Origin of the sequence: Klebsiella variicola, assembly GCF_000828055.2 — a bacterium.
Lineage (GTDB): Bacteria > Pseudomonadota > Gammaproteobacteria > Enterobacterales > Enterobacteriaceae > Klebsiella > Klebsiella variicola.
In genome coordinates, this window is record NZ_CP010523.2 from 1,822,635 (window position 1) to 1,842,444 (window position 19,810).

22 protein-coding genes, 2 tRNA genes and 1 pseudogene are annotated in these 19,810 nt (G+C 59.1%); 17 read left to right on the top strand and 8 right to left on the bottom strand.

All coding sequences use genetic code 11. The features are described from left to right. Nucleotides 1-60 precede the first annotated feature (60 nt). The 3 genes from SP68_RS08500 to cobT all read left to right on the top strand — a co-directional run bounded on the left by SP68_RS08500 (nt 61) and on the right by cobT (nt 2,532). Nucleotides 61-384 carry a DUF496 family protein gene (locus SP68_RS08500; RefSeq protein ID WP_002911883.1) on the top strand — a complete coding sequence of 108 codons (324 nt, stop codon included), beginning with the start codon at nt 61-63 and terminating at the stop codon, nt 382-384. 312 nt (nt 385-696) lie between these two features. After that, nucleotides 697-1,437, top strand: coding sequence for an adenosylcobinamide-GDP ribazoletransferase (cobS, locus tag SP68_RS08505; RefSeq protein WP_008804142.1), 741 nt, complete (start codon nt 697-699; stop codon nt 1,435-1,437). 27 nt (nt 1,438-1,464) lie between these two features. Next, the gene (gene cobT / locus SP68_RS08510) at nt 1,465-2,532 is read left to right on the top strand and encodes a nicotinate-nucleotide--dimethylbenzimidazole phosphoribosyltransferase (RefSeq protein WP_022065826.1); all 1,068 of its coding nucleotides are present in this window, start codon (nt 1,465-1,467) and stop codon (nt 2,530-2,532) included. A 45-nt stretch (nt 2,533-2,577) separates the two neighbouring features. Here cobT and SP68_RS08515 read toward each other — a convergent pair whose 3' ends face one another. Continuing rightward, nucleotides 2,578-3,687, bottom strand: a complete 1,110-nt coding sequence (locus SP68_RS08515; RefSeq protein WP_022065827.1) for an adenosylhomocysteinase — start codon at nt 3,685-3,687, stop codon at nt 2,578-2,580. 200 nt (nt 3,688-3,887) lie between these two features. Between SP68_RS08515 and SP68_RS08520 the strand changes: the two genes are divergently transcribed. Next, on the top strand, nt 3,888-4,619 hold the full coding sequence (locus tag SP68_RS08520) for an HPP family protein (protein ID WP_040968708.1): 732 nt from the start codon (nt 3,888-3,890) through the stop codon (nt 4,617-4,619). Between the two features lie 21 nt (nt 4,620-4,640). Here SP68_RS08520 and SP68_RS08525 read toward each other — a convergent pair whose 3' ends face one another. Next, nucleotides 4,641-5,030 (bottom strand): tautomerase family protein, encoded by a 390-nt coding sequence (locus SP68_RS08525; protein WP_008804146.1) that lies wholly within the window; start codon nt 5,028-5,030, stop codon nt 4,641-4,643. Nucleotides 5,031-5,145: 115 nt separating this feature from the next. On the opposite strand from SP68_RS08525, the gene SP68_RS08530 reads away from it, so the two are divergent. Continuing rightward, nucleotides 5,146-6,102: a LysR family transcriptional regulator gene (locus SP68_RS08530; protein WP_022065282.1), complete on the top strand. Its 957-nt coding sequence runs from the start codon at nt 5,146-5,148 to the stop codon at nt 6,100-6,102. Here the strand turns inward: SP68_RS08530 and SP68_RS08535 are convergent. After that, a complete protein-coding gene (locus SP68_RS08535) occupies nt 6,062-6,802 on the bottom strand; it encodes a lipoyl protein ligase domain-containing protein (RefSeq protein ID WP_022065281.1) in 741 nt (246 codons plus the stop codon). The genes SP68_RS08530 and SP68_RS08535 overlap by 41 nt on opposite strands. Nucleotides 6,803-6,848: 46 nt before the next feature. Continuing rightward, entirely contained in the window at nt 6,849-8,168 is a 1,320-nt protein-coding gene (shiA, locus tag SP68_RS08540; RefSeq protein ID WP_040968707.1) for a shikimate transporter, read from the bottom strand. A gap of 306 nt (nt 8,169-8,474) precedes the next feature. Between shiA and SP68_RS08545 the strand changes: the two genes are divergently transcribed. Beyond that, on the top strand, nt 8,475-8,972 hold the full coding sequence (locus tag SP68_RS08545) for a putative pterin-binding protein (RefSeq protein WP_012541125.1): 498 nt from the start codon (nt 8,475-8,477) through the stop codon (nt 8,970-8,972). A 10-nt stretch (nt 8,973-8,982) separates the two neighbouring features. Then, nucleotides 8,983-10,893 carry a putative bifunctional diguanylate cyclase/phosphodiesterase gene (locus SP68_RS08550; RefSeq protein ID WP_012967625.1) on the top strand — a complete coding sequence of 637 codons (1,911 nt, stop codon included), beginning with the start codon at nt 8,983-8,985 and terminating at the stop codon, nt 10,891-10,893. On the opposite strand, the pseudogene SP68_RS28760 reads toward SP68_RS08550, so the two are convergent. Beyond that, nucleotides 10,890-11,018, bottom strand: a pseudogene (locus SP68_RS28760) (hypothetical protein). The gene SP68_RS08550 and the pseudogene SP68_RS28760 overlap by 4 nt on opposite strands. A 97-nt stretch (nt 11,019-11,115) precedes the next feature. Between SP68_RS28760 and SP68_RS08555 the strand changes: the two are divergent. Beyond that, nucleotides 11,116-11,448, top strand: a complete 333-nt coding sequence (locus tag SP68_RS08555) for a TehB family protein (RefSeq protein ID WP_008804152.1) — start codon at nt 11,116-11,118, stop codon at nt 11,446-11,448. A gap of 6 nt (nt 11,449-11,454) precedes the next feature. Continuing rightward, the gene (locus tag SP68_RS08560) at nt 11,455-11,790 is read left to right on the top strand and encodes a DUF1869 domain-containing protein (protein ID WP_016161436.1); all 336 of its coding nucleotides are present in this window, start codon (nt 11,455-11,457) and stop codon (nt 11,788-11,790) included. A 5-nt stretch (nt 11,791-11,795) separates the two neighbouring features. Here the strand turns inward: SP68_RS08560 and SP68_RS08565 are convergent, their stop codons facing one another. Continuing rightward, the gene (locus tag SP68_RS08565; protein WP_008804154.1) at nt 11,796-12,710 is read right to left on the bottom strand and encodes a LysR substrate-binding domain-containing protein; all 915 of its coding nucleotides are present in this window, start codon (nt 12,708-12,710) and stop codon (nt 11,796-11,798) included. Between the two features lie 131 nt (nt 12,711-12,841). On the opposite strand from SP68_RS08565, the gene SP68_RS08570 reads away from it, so the two are divergent. The 3 genes from SP68_RS08570 to SP68_RS08580 all read left to right on the top strand — a co-directional run bounded on the left by SP68_RS08570 (nt 12,842) and on the right by SP68_RS08580 (nt 15,610). Then, on the top strand, nt 12,842-13,417 hold the full coding sequence (locus tag SP68_RS08570) for a hypothetical protein (protein ID WP_012541129.1): 576 nt from the start codon (nt 12,842-12,844) through the stop codon (nt 13,415-13,417). A gap of 178 nt (nt 13,418-13,595) precedes the next feature. Then, nucleotides 13,596-14,432, top strand: coding sequence for an alpha/beta fold hydrolase (locus tag SP68_RS08575; protein ID WP_008804155.1), 837 nt, complete (start codon nt 13,596-13,598; stop codon nt 14,430-14,432). 206 nt (nt 14,433-14,638) lie between these two features. Continuing rightward, a complete protein-coding gene (locus SP68_RS08580) occupies nt 14,639-15,610 on the top strand; it encodes a sensor domain-containing diguanylate cyclase (protein WP_008804156.1) in 972 nt (323 codons plus the stop codon). Here SP68_RS08580 and SP68_RS08585 read toward each other — a convergent pair. Then, nucleotides 15,607-16,704, bottom strand: coding sequence for a protein kinase family protein (locus tag SP68_RS08585; protein ID WP_040968706.1), 1,098 nt, complete (start codon nt 16,702-16,704; stop codon nt 15,607-15,609). The two genes, SP68_RS08580 and SP68_RS08585, sit on opposite strands and share 4 nt — an antisense overlap. A gap of 527 nt (nt 16,705-17,231) precedes the next feature. Here SP68_RS08585 and SP68_RS08590 point away from each other — a divergent pair. Together SP68_RS08590 and SP68_RS08595 are read left to right on the top strand one after the other, a co-directional pair. Beyond that, a complete protein-coding gene (locus SP68_RS08590) occupies nt 17,232-17,489 on the top strand; it encodes an AbrB/MazE/SpoVT family DNA-binding domain-containing protein (RefSeq protein WP_039104089.1) in 258 nt (85 codons plus the stop codon). Further along, nucleotides 17,490-17,822 (top strand): type II toxin-antitoxin system PemK/MazF family toxin, encoded by a 333-nt coding sequence (locus SP68_RS08595; RefSeq protein ID WP_039104087.1) that lies wholly within the window; start codon nt 17,490-17,492, stop codon nt 17,820-17,822. A 53-nt stretch (nt 17,823-17,875) separates the two neighbouring features. Here SP68_RS08595 and SP68_RS08600 read toward each other — a convergent pair. Continuing rightward, nucleotides 17,876-17,951: transfer RNA gene (locus SP68_RS08600), tRNA-Asn, on the bottom strand. 5 nt (nt 17,952-17,956) lie between these two features. Between SP68_RS08600 and SP68_RS29070 the strand changes: the two genes are divergently transcribed. The 3 genes from SP68_RS29070 to SP68_RS08610 all read left to right on the top strand — a co-directional run bounded on the left by SP68_RS29070 (nt 17,957) and on the right by SP68_RS08610 (nt 19,785). Then, on the top strand, nt 17,957-18,136 hold the full coding sequence (locus SP68_RS29070; RefSeq protein WP_219163281.1) for a DUF5951 family protein: 180 nt from the start codon (nt 17,957-17,959) through the stop codon (nt 18,134-18,136). Between the two features lie 8 nt (nt 18,137-18,144). Next, nucleotides 18,145-19,581 carry an EmmdR/YeeO family multidrug/toxin efflux MATE transporter gene (locus SP68_RS08605; RefSeq protein ID WP_016161429.1) on the top strand — a complete coding sequence of 479 codons (1,437 nt, stop codon included), beginning with the start codon at nt 18,145-18,147 and terminating at the stop codon, nt 19,579-19,581. Nucleotides 19,582-19,709: 128 nt separating this feature from the next. Beyond that, nucleotides 19,710-19,785, top strand: a tRNA-Asn gene (locus SP68_RS08610). Nucleotides 19,786-19,810: the final 25 nt, after the last annotated feature.

The window sequence follows — 19,810 nt, forward strand, 5'->3', positions numbered from 1 at the left end:
TGTTAGCCCTATAACGCAGTCGCTTTACGAATCCGAATCTCAATTATTAGGGGTGTAAAAATGGAAACAACTAAGCCTTCTTTCCAGGACGTACTGGAGTTTGTTCGTCTGTACCGTCGTAAGAACAAACTGCAGCGTGAAATTCAGGACGTTGAGAAAAAGATCCGTGATAACCAGAAGCGCGTTCTGCTGCTGGACAACCTCAGCGACTACATCAAACCGGGCATGAGCGTGGAAGCTATCCAGGGCATCATCGCCAGCATGAAGAGCGATTACGAAGATCGCGTTGATGATTACATCATCAAAAATGCCGAGCTGTCCAAAGAGCGCCGCGACATCTCCAAAAAACTGAAAGTGATGGGCGAAGCCAAAGTCGAAGGCTAATCCCTGCCGGTCCGGCGGCGATCGACGTCGCCGGGCTGTTCTGCTCTACCTCCCCATTCGTCTCTTTTTCTGCAAAACTTTGTCCCGGCAACTGACTCTCCTCACCGACTCTTTGCTATACTGCCCCGCGAAAACGTATTGATATCGGAAAGGTTTCTCTCATCCTGGCCGGGCATCTGACGCAGCGGCGTCAGAGCGATATCTCAACACCTCTCACCTCTCCGACGATCGATTCGCCAGAAGACAAACTCAGGTGCTGACCGGGCGCGACCGAACTCTTCCGCTGCTTTCGCCGACAGGAGTCAACCTCACGTGATTAAGTCATTCTTTGCTGCACTCTCGTTTATCAGCCGCCTGCCGGTCCCGGCGCGGTTATCTCAGGGCCTGGAGATCGAACAGTACCAGCGCAGTATCGTCACCTTTCCGCTGGTCGGTTTACTGCTCGGCGCCATCGCCGGCGCGGTGGCGCTCCTCCTGCAGCCGTGGTGCGGCGTCCCGCTGGCGGCGCTGTTCGGCGTGCTGGCGCTGGCGCTGCTCACCGGCGGATTTCACCTTGACGGGCTGGCTGATACCTGCGACGGCATCTTCTCCGCCCGCACCCGCGATCGGATGCTGGAGATCATGCGCGACAGCCGGCTGGGCACCCACGGCGGGCTGGCGCTGATCTTCGTGCTGGTGGCGAAAGTGCTGGTGGTCGGCGAGCTGCTGCTGCGCGATACCCACCCCATCGCCGCGCTGGCGGCGGCCTGCGCCGTCGGTCGCGGAATGGCGGTGCTGCTGATGTATCGTCATCGCTACGCGCGGGAAAAGGGGCTGGGCAATCTGTTTATTGGCAAAGTTAGCCTGCAGCAGACGCTGGTGACGATGGCGATGGGGGTAGCGCTGGCCACCGTCCTGCTGGGGCTGCAGGGCCTGCGCGCCGCGCTGATCACCCTGGTGCTGATCTGGGGTCTGGGATGGGCGCTGAAGCGAACCCTCGGCGGGCAGACCGGGGATACTCTCGGGGCGGCGATTGAGCTGGGTGAATTACTCTTTTTACTGGCGCTGCTGTAAGGCCTGGCGCCAACGATGAGGAACAGAATGGAAACACTTTCTGCGTTACTGGCTGCCATTCCGCAGCCCGATGTGGCGGGCATGGCGCGCGCTCAGCAGCATATTGATGGCCTGTTAAAGCCGCCCGGTAGCCTTGGACGTCTGGAGACGCTGGCCGTGCAACTGGCTGGTCTGCCGGGGCTGCAGGGGCAGCTGGCGCTGGCGGAGAAGGCGATAGTGGTCATGTGCGCCGACCACGGCGTCTGGCATGAAGGCGTGACGCCTTCGCCGCAGGTGGTGACGGCCATTCATGCCGGCAATATGGTGCGGGGCAACACCGGCGTCCGCGTGCTGGCGGCGCAGGCCGGGGCCAGGGTGCAGGTGGTGGATGTCGGCATCGATGCCGACCCGCTGCCGGGCCTGATTAACCTCAAGGTGGCCCGCGGTAGCGGGAATATCGCCCGGACGGCGGCGATGAGTCGCCAGCAGGCGGAGACGGTGCTGCTGGCCAGCATGCATCTCACCCGCCAGCTCGCCGCCGACGGGGTGAAAGTTTTTGGCGTCGGCGAACTGGGAATGGCCAATACCACCCCGGCCGCAGCCGTGATCAGTGTCCTGACGGGCAGCGATCCTGACGCCGTGGTGGGCTGTGGGGCCAATCTGCCGCTGGCGCAGCGGGGCCATAAGGTGGCGGTGGTGCGCCAGGCGATAGCCCTTAACCAGCCGAACCCGGAAGAGGGGCTGGATGTCCTGGCGAAGGTGGGCGGTTACGATCTGGTGGGCATGACCGGGGTGATCCTCGGGGCGGCCTCCTGTGGCCTGCCGGTGGTGCTGGATGGCTTCCTCTCCTATGCCTCTGCCCTGGCGGCGTGTCGCATGGCCCCGACGGCGCATCCTTATCTTATCCCTTCGCACTTGTCGGCGGAGAAAGGGGCGCAGATCGCCCTGGACGCGCTGGGTCTGCGGCCGTATCTCGATATGGACATGCGCCTGGGAGAGGGCAGCGGCGCCGCGCTGGCGATGCACCTGCTGGATGCCGCCAGCGTGATGTACAACCAGATGGGAACGCTGGCGCAGAGCAACATTGTGCTGCCCGATACCGCGCCGTCGTCCTGATGGTAGAGCGCATCGTCTCCACGATGGGGGGACGATGCGCTGCGTTTACAGCGCCTGCTGCCAGACCGCCTGGGGCAGGAGGTAAACCTGCGCCGGGGCGCGCATGCCGTCGGTGACAATATGGCGGATGCCGCTGGCCATCACCGCCAGGGTGACGTCAAAAGCGTTCAGGCTGTCGCCGAAGCCCGCGGTCAGGTTGAGCATCGAACCATTGGCCAGCAGATAGATGGTTTTGTCGGCCATGTGGTAGGCGTTGATATACGGCATCACCTCTTCCTGAGGGTACTGGCGCAGGTACTCGCCGTCGATCTCTTCCGCCACGTGGCCGACGTTAAGGATAAAGACTCCCGCTTTCGCGCGCTCCAGCGCCTGGCGATTAACCACGTTTTTCCCGCCTGTCGCCGTGGCCACCACGTCCGCCGAGGCGATAGCCTCCTGCAGATCCACCACGTGCCAGCCGTCGTAGGCCGCCTGCAGACGACGGGCAGGATCGATCTCCGCCACCATCACCTGACCGCCAAAGGCTTTTGCCGCCGCCGCGACGCCCTGGCCGACCAGGCCGTAGCCGATCACCAGCACTTTTTTCTCATGCAGGGTGAGATGAGTGGTCTGGAAGAAGGTGTGCCAGGCGGTGAGACCGACCATATGGCGGTTGTGCAGCCCCTCTTTGACCGGCAGATCGTCCCAGTTAAAGATCGGATAGCCTGGCTGAATATCGCCCAGCCGATTGACGCCCGAGCCAGTGGCTTCCAGACCCGCCACGATGTTACCGAACTCGCCGCGCTGGTGGAGCAGGGTGGTGATATCGGCGCCCATCTCGCACAGGTGAGTGGGCTGCCAGGCAATCGCTTTTTCCCATGACTGTTGCCAGTCGGCGTCGCTCATATTGCGCCACGCGTAGGCCTCGGCGCCGCGCTCCACCAGCCAGGCCACCACGTCGTCCTGCACGGTGGTGGGGTTACAGGTGGTTAAAAAGACCTGAGCGCCCTTGTCGAGGATCCCCTGCACCAGCGGGATCATTTTCATGTCGAGGTGCATACAGCAGGCCAGGCGCACGCCGCTGAGGTCGGGCAGGGCGGCGACCTGACGCAGGGTACGCGGCATATTCTGGCTGGCCCATGCCACTTCTTTCGCTAAAGAGATTTTATTATTCACTGGGTTATGACCTTCAGTTCGCAAAAGGGGTATCCCCCTGACAGAAAAGGGATTCTATCAGCCCACGCGAGAATTCACAGCCCTGTGCCCTCTGGACGATATTGCCCACGCTATCCCCCTGTGAAATACATGGTTGTTAATGTAAGGTTAAAAAAAGAAAATAAAATATAAGTAATTCCTATGACCTAAGCGATAAAGCGATGTTGAGTGTCATTTCTGCGGGGCTGTTTTCACGGCTGCGGATTTTCCTTGGGCGCCTGAAGCCGCACGCGCTACCGGTGGCCCGCCGGCATATCGTGCTGGGATCCATTGGCGCCGGCACCGGGCTGGCGGTGACCAGCGTGTTCAGCCACTGGCTGCTCGGCGAAGTCAATTTGTGGTTTATTGCCCCCATGGGCGCGTCGGCGGTGCTGTTATTTGGCGTGCCGAGCAGCCCGCTGGCGCAGCCGTGGTCGATTGTCGGCGGTAATGTGCTGTCGGCGCTGATCGGCGTCACGGTGGGCATGCTGGTTCCCGACCCGGCGCTGGCCTGCGGGCTGGCGGCCGCGCTGGCGATCGCCGGGATGTATTTTCTGCGCTGTCTGCATCCCCCCGGCGGCGCGGTGGCCCTGACGGCGATCCTCGGCGGCGCCGGGGTGCACAGCGAAGGCTATCACTTTGTACTGACGCCGGTGCTGCTCAACTCGCTGATGCTGGCGCTGCTGGCCATCGTGTTTAATAACCTGGTTGGCCGCCGCTATCCGCATCCGCTGGCGGCGGAGGAGGTCAAGCCCCGGGCGGTGCCACTGGGCATCTCGGTCACCCGGGAGGATATTCACGCCGCGCTGCTGGAAGGCCAGTTCCTCGACATTGATGAAGACGATGTCCAGGAACTGCTGGAGAATATCGAGCAGCAGGCGCGCCAGCGCATCGCGACGGCTGCCCGCCGCTAAGGGCGCGCTTCGGGCTGCGGGTTACAGATCGCCGGTAAGATACTGCGCGACCCCGCGGCCAAAGCTCCAGTCACCTTTCTGATTACTGATAATCGACACCATCACATCATCGCCGCTCAGGCCGCAGTGCTCCGCCAGCTCCTCCTGCAACAGGGCGAAGAAGCGTTGCTTCTGCGCCTCGCTGCGCGGGCTGGTATAGACCCGCACCACCACCAGATCCCGCGTGCGGGTCAGTCCGAGGCCGGTATCGTCAATCACCATATGGTGGGCTTTGTTTTCGTGAACAATCTGGTAGCGGTCGCGTTCCGGTACCTCGAAGGCACGCAGCACGGCGCGATGGGCGGCATCCAGCAGGGTTCTGATCTCCTGTTCCGTACGGCCTTCAATCAGGTCAAATGTCAGTAATGGCATGCAGGTGTTCCTTATCGTTAGGGAATAATGACGGGCTGAACAGGATGCTAGCCGATGCCGTCGCGGGCAAAAACCGCTATAGTTGAATACATTGTTTTTACTGGTGAACAATCACATGAGCGAGAGTCGTCCGGAGAGTTACTGGGCCCATCTGTACTGGCTGACGGTGCTGGAAGAGCAAAAAAGCTATACCCGGGCCGCGGAAAAGCTGGGGATCAGCAAGTCGGCTATCAGCCAGAAAATCAGCGAGCTGGAGCGGGTGACTGGCAAAACCCTGGTCCATCGCACTACCCGCAGCGTGAGCCTCAGCGAAGACGGACTGCGGCTGGTGGCGGAACTCAACGAGCCGTTTGGTCAGTTGCGGGATATTTTCACCGGCGCCTGCGATGAGGGCGGGCCGCTGCGGGGAACGCTGCGCCTGACCGCGCCGGTGGCCTTTTCCCGCCAGCAGCTGGTCCCGGCGATCGCGCCGTTTTTGCATCAGCATCCCCAGCTGCATTTGCAGCTGGAGGTGACCGACCGGCTGGTCTCTCTGGCCAGCGAAGGGTTCGATCTTGCCATCCGCCACTGTCGGCGCGAGGCGCTCCCGGACACCCACGTCGCCTGGCCGCTGTGTCACACCGCGACGCTGATCGTCGCGTCCGCCGACTATATTCGCCGCCATGGCCGCCCGGAGACCCCCGACGATCTGCGCCACCACCAGTGCCTGACCTATCCCCGTGGGCCACAGCGCCCGCAGTGGACGTTCGCCTCCCGCCAGACGCCCGATGAACGGGTGACCATCAATGTGCAGGGGCCCTTCGCCACGAATAACAGCGAGTCGCTACGCGATGCCGTGCTGGCGGGGCTTGGGGTGGCGCTGCTGCCGGATTTCAGCGCCCAGGAGGCCATCGGTCGCGGGCTGGTGCAGGAGCTGCTCCCGGCGTGGCAGCCGGTGGAGGTGTTTGCCGATAAGCTGTACGTCATCCGGCCCTATACCCCGCGCGTGTCGCGCGCGGTGGAAACCTTCAGCCGCTACCTGAAAGCGACCTTCAGCGAGCCGCGTCCAGCTCCCGCGCCAGCGCCTCGCTAAAGCGGGGAAGCAGATGGCGCTCGCCGGGAAGCCGCTGCGCGAGGGTGACGGTTTTGTCGGCGCAATAGACCCGCTCGCTGCCGAGCTGCGCTTCAAAGGCGTTCGCCGCCTGATGCGCCGCGCTCAGATCGGCGTCAATAAGGATCACCGCATGAGCCAGCACCACGTGGCCGCGGCCTGCCGTCAGCGGCCGCCAGTACTGGGCGGTACCGACAATCTTGCGCGCCGCCTCGCCCTCCCCGCAGGCGAGGTTATACCGGCCATCGCAAAAGGAACCGTTTACCGCCCGGGCGTGGCTGGCAACGCCGAAGCGCGCGAGGGTACGCTGCAGCACCGCGCACAGCGAGTGATAGATGGGTTCGGCGGCCTCGCCGAGCGACTGCTGCACCGGCCAGGCGAGGCTAAGGTTGATAATTCCCGGCCCCTGAGGCACCAGCCCGCCCCCGGAGCGGCGGAGCCATACCGGCCAGCCGCGCGCGGCAAAATGCGCACTGACCGCCGGCAGATCCGCAAACTGACGATAGCTCCCCGGCACCACAAATCCCTGCGGCGCCTGCCAGAGCTGGGCGACGGCTTCCCCGGCGCAGGCTTTGGCAAACAGCGGCTGTTCCGCCTGGGTGGGGTCCTCGCAAAACTGCAGCGCCAGCGAGGAGGGGGTAAAACGGCGAGGCCAGCAGTCGGCCAGCGATAACAGAGACATGCATTCTCCTTACCGGAGGGCGCGGGTCACGCCCCCCGCAGGTGGGTCAGTGGACGGTCTGTTTTTTCATCAGCAGGGCGGTGAGCGCCGATAGCAGGCATCCCGCGGTCAGATAGAGGGCCACGCTGTGCCATGAACCGCCGGAGAAGGTGACCAGCGCCGCGGCGATAAACGGAGTAAAACCGCCGCCGACCACGCTCGCCACCTGGTAGCCGACGCCGGCGCCGCTATAGCGATAGCTGGCGCCGAACAGCTCGGTAAACATCGCCTGCTGGACGCAGACCACCATATCATGGGCGATATTGGCCAGCATCAGGGCGAAGAACAGGATCCAGAAAACAGACTGACTCTCCAGCGCCATAAAGAACGGAAAACCGCTCAGCGTGCCGATCAGCGCGCCGGTGATATAGATCCGTCGGCGACCAAAGCGGTCTGCCAGCCAGGCGAAGCAGGGGATAGTCAGGCAACTGAGTCCGCCCACCAGCAGGCCGATGTTGAGAAACAGCTCGCGCGGCAGGCCGAGGTTTTGCGTGGAATAGTTGAGGGCGAAGGCGGTGACGATATACATCGTCAGCAGTTCGCACAGCCGCAGGGCGATAATCAGTAAAAACGCTCCCGGATGGCGAAGCAGGGCTTCCACCACCGGTAGTCGCTTTTTCTCCGGCTGAAGGCTGGCCTGGCTCTGCTGCGCTTCAAATTCCTGCGATTCCGCCATGCCGTTACGGATCCACAGCGCAATAAGGACCAGCACCACGCTGAACAGGAACGGTAAGCGCCAGCCCCAGCTGAGGAACTGCTCGTCGGTGGTCAGGCTGCTGATCAGCGATACCAGCCCGGTGGAGAGCAGCAGGCCGACGCCGTAGCCTACCTGCACCCCGCTGCTGTAAAAGGCTTTTTTCCCCTGCGGGGCGTTCTCCACCGAGAGCAGCGCCGCGCCGCCCCATTCCCCGCCGACGGCAAACCCCTGAACGGCCCGCAGGAACACCAGCAGCGCCGGCGCCCACCAGCCGATCTGGCTGAACGAGGGGAGCAGGCCGATGCAGGCGGTGGCGATACCCATCATCCAGACGGTCATCATCAGCATCCGTTTACGCCCGAGGCGGTCGCCGAAGTGGCCAAAGATAATCCCGCCGAGCGGGCGAAAGAGAAACCCGACGCCGAAGGTGGCAAAGGCGGCAAGCGTCCCCATCGCCGGGCCGATCTGCGGGAAAAACTCGCGGTTAAACACCAGCGCGGCGGTAATGCCATAGAGAAGAAAATCGTACCAGTCGACCACCGCGCCGGCAAAACTGCCCCATGCCGCCCGCCGGGCGCGAAGCAGTGAATCTGGCGCCTCGGCGGGCTGCACGCTTATTGTTGAATCCATACCCTGTCCTGTCTGTCACATAATTTGTCGTTATTGGAATGAGACGCTTTTACTGTTGCGTCAGCGTTGAGACTACCGCGCAGCGGCCGTGGAGGAAAGTAGTTTGCCTGCTAAGCGGGGAGATGGCGCAAAAAAGAAGCGACGGGAAAGGCGGGCTAAATCACACCCTGTACTAAACAATCTGGCAATTTGCCAGCCAGCTTATACTTTTAATTAAATCAACGGATAACAAAGAGGGACACCTTTTAAGAATTGACGTAAATGGTTTACACTTAACATGTCTCCTTCTCTGGAATGGTGAGTTAAATGCGTCTACTTCTTGCAGTGTTATTTTGTTCTGTCATGTTGCCTTCCGCTTACGCTGAAAAACTGCCTGCGCCGACAGGAAAACCTGTACTGACCATTTCCGGAAAAATCGGGAATACGAACGTCGGTGACAAAGCCGTTTTTGACCTCGCGGCGCTGGAAAAACTGGGGATGAAAACGGTGGAAACCACCACCCCCTGGTACACCGGTAAGGTTCGTTTCGATGGCATTCCCCTTAATAAACTCATGGATTTAGTCGGCGCTAAGGGCAAATCCGCGCGCGTGCTGGCGCTTAACGACTACACCACCATTATCCCGATTGATGATTTTTATAAATTCCCGGTCATTATGGCCTTAAAAATGAACGGCGAATATATGCGCGTTCGTGATAAAGGTCCATTATTTATCGTCTACCCTTACGACAGCAGCACTGAATTACAAAACCAGATCTATTATTCCCGATCGGCCTGGCAAGTTTCTAAGATTATTATAGAGTAAGGGTTGGATCTTGAATCGAATACTCACGGCTATTATTTTGTCGTTATTTATTGTTACCGGATATATTACCTATCTGGTGCATGAGCGACAAAGTGAGTTGCAAAAATTTACCCGCTATACAGACTCGTGGTCAATGTCGCAGATGGTGTCGGAATATATGCGACTGGAGTCTCGTCTGGCGGGAATGGCGATCGGGGCCGAAGGGGCGGACCACGATGAGGTGCGCCTGCGCCTGGAGATCATGATGAGCCAGATCGAACTCCTGCAGCAGGGCGATCTGGGTAAATTTATTAATAAAAGCGAACAGCGGAAGACGGTGGTCGCGACGCTGATTCGTAATCTTCATCTGCTTGATAAACAAGTTGATACCATGACGCCGGAGCAGGTCAAACAGATCCTGCCGGTGTTGAGTGAACTGGATGGCCCCCTGACCTCAATGGCCGCCGCCACCCTGACGCAAGATATTAATATCGTTAATATCACGCATGATAAAATCCAGCATCTTTATTATATCTACTCGGTGATCTCCATTCTGCTGATCGCCATGTGTATTACCCTCGGCCTGTTGATGCTCCGGCAGAATAATAACCTGCGTCGCGCCCATGTGCGCATGAAGACGCTGGCCAACGATCTGCAGGCCTCGAAAGAGAAGTTGCAGGTACAGAACCGCCGACTGCAGTACGATGCCTACCATGATTCGCTGACCGGTATGCCGAATCGTCTCTCTTTCTGGCAGCGGTTGCAGGAGATTGTCAACCAGGTGCGCCCCTATCAGGGGTGCGCGGTGGTGATGCTGTTCGACCTCGACAGCTTTAAGGATGTGAACGATACCCTCGGCCATGATGCTGGCGATAAGCTGCTGCAGGATCTGGCCAGTCGTCTCTCTTTTTTCCGTAAAACCTCCGAGACGCTGTATCGCCTTGGCGGCGATGAGTTCGCGATGCTCTCTTACGATCTGACTGAAGAGATGGCTCTCGAGCGCGCCAATGTTATTCGGGAGAAGATCAGCCAGCCCTATCAGATCTACGATGCGCAGATTAATATCGACGCCTGCATCGGGATCGTTATCTCTGACGGCGAAAGCCGGACCGATTATCTGTACAAGTGTGCCGACCTTGCGCTGTACGAGGCAAAAAAAGAGGGCAGCGGTCATGTGCAAATTTTCCGGCCGGGCATGCTGCAGCGCCTGCAGGAGAATAAATCGTTCGAAGATGACCTACTGCAGGCGCTGGCCCATGACGAATTTAAAGTCTACTACCAGCCGATCGCCGATACCGTCACGCGTGAAATCTACGGCTATGAAGCGCTGGTTCGCTGGTTCCATCCCGTGCGCGGCGCTGTGCCGCCGACGGTGTTTATTCCCGTCGCGGAGAAAATCGGCCTGATCAATACCCTCGGCGAGTGGGTGCTGAAAACCGCCTGCGCCGAAGCGGCCAGTTGGGCGACGCCGCTAAAAGTCTCGGTCAACGTTTCGCCGATTCAACTGATGAACACGTCGTTGACCGATACCATTATCGGCGTGCTGCAGCAGACCGGCCTCGATCCGCGACGTCTGGATCTGGAGATCACCGAGTCGGATGTGTTCAATGAGAATACCCGTTCGCTGGAAATTCTCAGCCAGCTGCGCGAGCAGGGCATTCAGATTTCCATTGATGACTTTGGTACCGGCTATTCTTCCCTGTCCCGTTTAAGCTACTTCCCGTTCGATAAAATCAAAATTGACCGCTCGTTTGTTATCAATATTCCGGAGCAAAAAGACGATTTGGATATCGTTCGCCTGATTATCAGTATGGGAAAGAGCCTGCATATGCGCATTGTGGCGGAAGGCGTAGAAACCGAAGAGCAGTTGACCTCGCTGCAGGCGCTGGGGTGTGACCTGGTGCAGGGGTATTTAATCGGCAAGCCGAGTCCGCTGCGCTAACAAATTTTTAACGCGGTTACTTTTATTCTCCCGGGCGATTTCAGGATCCTGAAATCGCCTTTTTTATTTTACCGCGTCGCTAATCCCTGAGAGGTATAAAAAGGAGTAGACGGTAAAAGCAGCAACAAAATAATATCCTTAGCGTTTAAAAGGGGTATATGATATGCATCATATAGGCTATTTCTGAACGTCGCATTTGAGACGGTAAAGTGAGGCACCATCATGCAGCGAATCATTATTCCTACCCATTACGTTCACACCCGCAGCACGCCGCTGTGGACCAGGGAGACCGCCCCGGCCTCTATCTGGCGTCGCCATCTGGATGCCGGCACCCGGCAGGGCGTCTATCCTCGTCTCTCGGTGATGCAGGGGGCGATCCGCTATCTCGGCTATGCCGATGAAACCAGCCCCGAGCCTGTTGAAACGCTGACCATTGAAGCCGGGCAGTTTGGCGTTTTTCCGCCGGAGAAATGGCACTGTATTGAGGCGCTCAGCGAGGACACGGTTTTTAATGTCGACTTCTACGTCGATCCGAAAATTCTCATCGAGGGATAACAAGAGATGAACAGCGAAAATAAAGGCTATGCCTTGGCGGTTGAGAATGGCCAGCGTCAGGAAAAACGCGAAAAAATATATCTCAAACCGATGGCGCTTTATATTCCGCAGCACGCGGTGGAGGCGGTAAATAGTCTGCTGGATGACCTGCCAGCTGGCAATGAAGAAGAGGAGTGGGTGTTAACCGTCACCAATAATAATAACGGCGTCTCGGTTGATAAAACCTTTTCCTCGCTGGCGGCGCTGCGCGACCCGCTCACCGCCGCTGATACGGTGAAGGATCTGATCAATATCGTTCGCGGCTACGAGTCCGATGAAGAGACCAACGTTTGCGGCTGGTAAGCCCGCTACTCTTCCGCCGGATGGCGACCGTCACCTAATACCATCTGGCCGACCAGCCACTCCCGCAGAGCGATAATATCCGCGCGCTGCGCCGCAGCCTCGGTGGTGACCAGGTAGTAGCAGGCGCCCGGTAATGCACAGCTAAACGGCGCGGACAACACCCCGCGCTGCAGCAGATCCCGCGCCAGCAGTTCGCTGGCGATCACCACCCCCTGGCCGGCCACCGCCGCCTGCAGGGCATGGGTCTCATCGCTAAAGGTTAACCCCGCATCAATATTCAGCGTCGACGGCCCATAGCGGCGGCGCCAGTTCTCCCAGTTTGGCGAGTCGGCCGGCACGCGGCGGTTGGCGACGTGAAACAACGTCACCCGCTGCAGATCTTCAGGCCGGGCGAGGCCCAGGGACGGGCTGGCGACCACGATAAAACGATCCTCATACAGCAGCGTACAGCACAGGTCTGGTTCCGGCGTTTCACGATAGCGAATCGCGGCGTCCACGGTACCCAACTGTAGATCCACCCGTTCGACGCTGGTGTGCAGACGCAGGTCGATAGCCGGAAAGCGAGCGGTAAAGTCCGCCAGCCGTGGCACCAGCCAGTGGGTGAGAAAATTGGAGGTGGTGGTGACGGTTAAGGATGGTGGCTGACGGGCATGAGCGATCTGGACGACGGCCTGTTCCAGGGCGCTAAAAGCGCGCTGCGTGGCGGCGTAGAGGATCTCGCCATCCGCAGTCAGACTAACGCCCTGTGCGCTGCGTTCGCACACCCGGCACTCCAGCACCGACTCCAGCAGTTTAATCTGATGGCTGACCGCCGTCGCGCTGACGCCGAGCGCCCCGGCGGCCTGTTTAAAACTGCGGTGGCGGGCGACGGCATGAAAGGCGCGCAGCGCCCCCAGCGGCGGTAGACGGGGTGTTCTCATGGCTGAGTTTTTCTCATCTATGGCTGAAAACTATGCGTTTGTGTAAGGCAATATAGTGGCGCTAGGCTACGGGCATGTAAAGACAGTGGCATGAATTAAATTCATGCTGCTTCACCTGTCAGGAGTCAACTATGCACGTTGTAAGCCGCTACACCGCCGCGGACGCGGCGGGGATTATCGAGCCGCGTGGCCGCGCCATCGCCCTGAGCGTGGCTTTTGCCGCCGGAGCCTTGCTGTTAAACATGGTTCCCGTTATCGGAGTGACCGGCACGCTGAGTCTGCTGACGGCACTGAGCGCCGCCTGCGGCGCCGGGTGGGGATCCACACGCGGGCATTCCTGGCTTTATCGCTCGCCCCTGGCGGCGACGCGCTGGGCCTTTCTGCTGTCGGCGGCCGGCTGGCTGCTGGCACTGGTGGCCTGGTATGGCGGGCAGGACTGGCCCGCCATGCTGCCGGGCGTGGCGTGCGGCGGGGCGGGGGCGGCTGTCGCCTGGCGGATTGCGGCGGGACGGTCGATGCAGTGTGGGCCCAGACTCGGTGGCGCAACGCTGCTGAGCGTGGTCGTTGTCATCGCGGCGACGCTATTGGCCCAACACACTGCCGGGGCCGGGCGCAGCGGCGTGTGCTTCGCCTTCGCCGTGCTGCTGGACCTGTCGCTGCTCGGCGCGCTGATCGTGCGCATCAGGCAGCTGGAGAGTGCGGCGTAAGTGAGTCCGGGAGGCAAATGAAACGAGACGGGGTAAGTCACCCGGCGTGGTGACAAATTTCTTCTACACTGTTACAGGCATCACATTCCTGTGCGGTCGGCACTCCTGCCGGCCGCCGTCGGCGTTCAGCCCAGGCACGGGCCTGCAGGCTGGTTATCCTGAAAGAGGAGTCTGTAACATGGCATTTGTCACCACCCAAGACGGCGTCAACATTTACTTCAAAGACTGGGGTCCAAAGGAAGCTCAGCCGATTGTCTTTCATCACGGCTGGCCCCTGAGCGCCGACGACTGGGATAACCAGATGTTGTTTTTCCTTGCCGAAGGTTTTCGGGTCATCGCTATCGACCGTCGGGGTCATGGCCGCTCCGATCAGGTTAGCGAGGGGCACGATATGGACCATTACGCGGCGGACGTTTCGGCGGTGGTGGAACATCTGGATCTGCACAATGCGGTCCACGTCGGGCACTCCACTGGCGGCGGCCAGGTTGCCCGCTACGTCGCCCGCTACGGCCAGCCGCAGGGGCGGGTGGCGAAAGCGGTGTTAATTAGCGCCGTCCCGCCGCTGATGGTGAAAACCGAGCAGAATCCGGGCGGTACGCCGATCGAGGTGTTTGATGGTTTCCGCAAAGCGCTGGCGGCGAACCGCGCCCAGTTCTATCTCGACGTCGCCTCTGGCCCGTTCTATGGCTTCAATCGTGACGGGGCAGAAGTGTCGCAGGGGACGATCCAGAACTGGTGGCGACAGGGAATGATCGGCAGCGCCAAGGCCCATTATGAAGGTATCAAGGCGTTTTCAGAGACTGACCAGACGGAAGACCTTAAGTCGATCACCTTGCCGGTGCTGGTGATGCAGGGGGATGACGACCAGGTGGTTCCCTATAAAAATGCGGCCATTCTGCAGGACAAACTGCTGCCGAACAGCCAGCTAATCATTTATCCTGGCTTCCCGCACGGGATGCACACCTCCCACGCCGATACCATCAACGCCGATCTGCTGGCGTTTATCCGCGCCTGATCTTCCCCCTTTGCCGGGCAGAGTGCCGTTAATGGCATTCCGCCAGCGCCCTGGTCGCCAGTCGCCGGGGCGCGCTGGTTGACGAGCAGGGGAAATCTGCTTAACTCATGGGATACCTGACGACTATTTTCCCCCTGGCAGGATAAAACGCCGGGTTTCTCTGTGGAAACCCGGCAGAATTCTGCGCAAGAGACAAGAGAGAGACAATGAAATTAGCCGGACTTCATCCCGACGAGCAGCGTCGCCTGCAATCGCTACGCTCTTCCGGGCTGTTGAATAGCGGAAAAGAAGAACGCTTCGATCGCCTGACCAGGCTTGCCCGTTCGCTGTATAACCTGCCGGTGGCGTCCATCAGTCTGGTGGGGGAAGATCTCCTGCATATCAAGTCCTGTGCCGGCCTCGATGTGGACACGGTGCCGAGAGATATTTCATTTTGCGCCCATACCATCCTGCAAACCGACCCGCTTATCGTCAACGACATGCAGCAGGACGAGCGCTTTCACGATAACCCGCTGGTCATTGCGGCGCCGTTTATCCGTTTTTACGCCGGGTATCCGGTGCAACTGCCGGATGGCGCGACCGTCGGGTCTTTTTGTCTGATGGACCATCAGCCGCGTTCGTTTTCCGCCCATGAAATGCAGATTTTAAGCGATCTGGCGGCGATCGTGGAGGATGAGTTCAAGGTGCTGGATGCGGCCACCTCTGATGAGCTGACGGGACTGTTTAATCGCCGGGGGTTCCTCACCCTGGCGGAGTATGCCCTGCTGACGGCCCAGCGCCGCCATGAGCCGGTAAGCCTCGCCTTTGTCGACCTCGACCGCTTCAAGCACATCAATGATACCTGGGGGCATGAAGAGGGCGACCGCGCGCTGATCGCCATCGCCGATTTGATGAAAGCGGCCTTCCGTGAGTCCGATATCCTCGCCAGGCAGGGTGGGGACGAATTTATCATTCTGTTCGCCAATACCAGCCGCCACGATGCCGCGACAGCGATGGAGACGCTCAGTCACAACGTGGCCCGTTTCAACCAGCAGGCGGCTCACCCCTGGCAGCTGGCGTTCTCCTGGGGCTGCGTCGAGTACGATCCCGCCAGCCATCCCAGTCTCAACGCGCTGGTGGCCACCGCTGACCGGCTGATGTACCAGGCGAAGCAGAAGCAGGGTCGCGAGCGTCGCTAACCTGGCGTGGAGGCGTTCTGCAGGTACCGCTGCGCCTGCTGCCGCTTCTGCGCATAGCTGCTGAGCAGCGCCTGCTGTGATTTGCCTTCGTTATCGTAAAACAGACCGCCTTCGTCGGCGATAAAGCGATAATGCTGTTCCAGCTGGCCTATCACCCAGTCGATACGTTGCAGAGTGAGTAAGGTACACGACTGGCCATGCAGATCGTCTTCGATATCCAGCACGTGGGAGCGGAAAGCCTCCACGGCAAATAACCGGCGCAGCGCGGCTGGGTCCGCCAGCGCCGACGCCCAGCGCGCCGTTATCTGCTGAAAATGGGCCTGCACCTGCGGGGCGGCCTGTCGGGCGCGGAGCCAGGCGAGCTTGCGCCGGTAGCTTTCGAGCGCCAGCCGCTTCAGATCGCGATAGTGCGCCAGCTGCTCCGCGCCGGGAACCTGGGTCATCAGCCAGCTAAAAAAGAAGCGGGTCTCAAAGCGCTCGACAAAGTGGAACAGCGGATCGGCCAGACCGTTGCTGTTGAATTCCCTGAGCGGATCGAAGGGATACATGTAGCCAAAATCGAACAGCCACAGCTGCTCCTGATGGTCCACCAGCAGATTTCCACGACAGAGATCCCACTCCATCAGCCCCTGTTCTTCGCAGGCTTCCAGGGTAGTAAATAGCTGGGCGATCAGCGGCGGGGTCAGCTGGTGAATCAGCTCGCCATCGATCCACGGCGAGAGCAGGATGCCGAGGCGATAATCGGCATACAACGTCGGAACGATGTGGGTGAAGCGCGGGGCGGTGACCGGGTTATCCTTCAGCCGCTGCAACGCCTGCCGGCACTGCACTTCATTTAAAAACGACAGCTGGCCGTTGAGGTTGGCGACGCCGGCGACGGCGCGTCGTTTTTTTAAATTGTACTCCTTGCCAGCGATGCGCAGCCGGTAAACCTCCCCGGTCAGGCCTGAGCCGTATACCTGCACCACATAAGGGGAATCGGGGCCCAGTGCGGCGAGGGTTTCGGGTGGCAGCGGGCAATGGCTGACGTCGCCGACGATAAGGGGTTCTCCGCTGCGATCGAACGCCTGCTGTCGCTGTTGTCTGAGGTTCATGGTGCCTCCGGGTATAACGTTATACAGCGTGGATAATCCACGCTATCTCACCCGCAAGCGGTAGTGAATTCATCCTACTGGCGGGGGCTTTTTCAGGCTGACCTGGGGGGCGTTCACGGAGGATACACGGGGCGTAGGGAGGCGGCAGGGAAGGGCATCGCGCCTGAGCAAATCTGGCCTTCGCGCTATCGCTGATGTTCCTCCAGCGCAACCCGGATACGGAAGCAGCGCCGCATTTTATTTATCTGATTCGCCATAATCCTTTGAACCCCAGAATCAGTTTTCTATTATCGCCTTCTTACAACGAAATCAGTTCTCGCCTGCACACAATGCTTCCTGACCTGCAAGAAGTGCCCGATGTATCAGGATGGTCGCCGTTTTACAGGTCATCACACCGCTGAAAACTGGGATCTGTCCTTCGATGGATTGCGGTTTATTACGCTAAGGAAATCACCATGAATCTGATGAGTAATTGTGCACAATCCACCCTGGATGTTATATTAAAATATAATATTCGGAGGTCCTCTATGTACAAAACTCGCCTGAAAAAGGTTGGCGGATCCATCATGCTGGCGGTTCCTCCCGCCGTGCTGAAAGCGCTGGAGCTGTCGATAGACAGCGAAGTGGGTATGACTATAGATAATGGCTGCCTGATTATTGAACCGCAGAAACGGCCCCATTATTCGCTTGAGGAACTGTTGGCGCAGTGCGATCCGCACGCCGAAATGAGCGAAGAGGATCGGGAATGGATTGATGCGCCTGCGGTGGGCAAGGAGATTCTGTAAATGGACAGAGGGGAAATCTGGCTTGTTTCACTGGATCCGATTGCTGGCCACGAGCAAAGTGGAAAACGTCCGGTCCTCATTGTATCGAAGGCATCGTTTAACAAGCTGACCCGGCTACCGGTCGTGGTTCCCGTCACCAGCGGCGGAAACTTTGCACGTACAGCAGGCTTCACGGTTTCACTGGAAGAGGCGGGGACCAAAACAACAGGCGTTATTCGCTGCGACCAGCCCAGAACTATCGATATGGCGGCCCGGAACGGCAAGCGTCTGGAACGCATACCTGACGCCATTATCAATGAAGTGCTTGCCAGGCTGGATGCGATTCTCAGTTAACGTCAGCGACGCAAAAAAGCAAAAAGCCTGCTCGAAAGCAGGCTTTTTAAATTTGGCTCCTCTGACTGGACTCGAACCAGTGACATACGGATTAACAGTCCGCCGTTCTACCGACTGAACTACAGAGGAATCGTGTGGAGTCGTATCTTAGCGGCGAAAAATCTTTTGTCAAACATCAATTCGCCTGTTCAGGCGCAACTGCCGCTTCCATCAACAATTTGTTGTCATTTCCGACAATTATTCAGGAAAAATACTTTGCAGGATATCCATTTCTCAATCATCATTTGAAATGTTGTTTCAACATCTCTCACTAAGGTCTCTCTTGAACGTCACCTCCGCCGTACGCCAGGCCGTCGAACGGACATCCTGGTTTAAAAAACGTCAGCGTTATCGTGTGCTGTACTGGCGCGAAATCAGCCCTCTCGCTGTCCCCATTCTGCTGGAAAATGCCTGTGTGCTGTTGATGGGGGTATTGAGCACCTTCCTTGTCAGCTGGCTGGGAAAAGAGGCCATGGCCGGGGTGGGGCTGGCCGATAGCTTTAACATGGTGATCATGTCGTTCTTTGCCGCCATCGATCTTGGCACCACGGTGGTGGTCGCTTTTAGCCTTGGCAAGCGCGATCGGCGGCGGGCGAGAGCGGCCGCGCGTCAGTCGCTGGCCATTATGACGCTGTTTTCCATTTTGCTGGCGGGAGTGATCCATGCCTTTGGGCAGGAGATTATTGATTTTGTCGCCGGTGACGCCACTGCGCAGGTCAAGGCCCTGGCCCTGACCTATCTGGAGCTGACGGCGCTGAGCTATCCGGCGGCGGCGATTGCGCTGATCGGTAGCGGTGCACTGCGCGGCGCCGGAACCACCAAAATCCCGCTGCTGATCAATGGCGGGATGAATATCCTCAACATCTTAATCAGCAGCGTGCTCATCTATGGCATCTTCTCCTGGCCGGGGCTGGGGTTTGTCGGCGCCGGTCTTGGGCTGACGATTGCCCGCTATATTGGCGCGATAGCCACGATCTGGGTGTTGATGGTGGGTCTCAATCCGGCGCTGAGGCTGTCGCTGAAGGGCTACTTCAAACCCTTTAACTTCGCCATTATCTGGGAGGTGATGGGGATCGGCATCCCGGCCAGTATCGAATCGGTCCTGTTCAATGGCGGCAAGCTGCTGACCCAAATGTTTGTCGCCGGGATGGGTACCAACGTTATCGCCGGCAACTTTATCGCTTTTTCAGTGGCCTCGCTGATTAACCTGCCGGGCAACGCCCTCGGCTCCGCCTCGACGATCATCACCGGTAAGCGACTGGGAAAAGGGCAGATTGGTCAGGCTGAATTCCAGGCCTGGCACGTATTTTGGCTGTCGACGATCATTCTGACGCTGATCGCCTGGGGCAGCGCCCCGTTCGCCGGCTTCATTGCCTCGTTCTATACCCATGAAGACGACGTGAAAGAGGTGGTGAAGCAGCTCCTGTGGCTCAACGCCCTGTTTATGCCAATCTGGTCGCTGTCGTGGACCTTACCCTGCGCGTTTAAGGGGGCCCGCGACGTTCGCTATACCATGTGGGTGTCGATGCTGGGCATGTGGGGCTGCCGGGTGGTGGCGGGCTATACGCTGGGTATCGTGCTGGGGATGGGCGTGATAGGCGTGTGGTTGGGGATGGTGCTCGACTGGGCGGTGCGCGGCGTGCTGTTTTACTTCCGCATGGTGAGCGGTCGCTGGCTGTGGAAGTACCCGCGCGTGAAGGCCACGTCGGAGGAAACCTGAGCCGTTTGCGGGGATGAACGCCATTTTTTGCGCAAAGTGAAGAATAATTCGGCAAACGATTCATTTTATTGAAAACAGGCTTTGACAGCGCCGGGCGTCATCGATAATATGCGCCCCGTTCACACGATTCCTCTGTAGTTCAGTCGGTAGAACGGCGGACTGTTAATCCGTATGTCACTGGTTCGAGTCCAGTCAGAGGAGCCAAATTTAAGAAGCCTGCTTTCGAGCA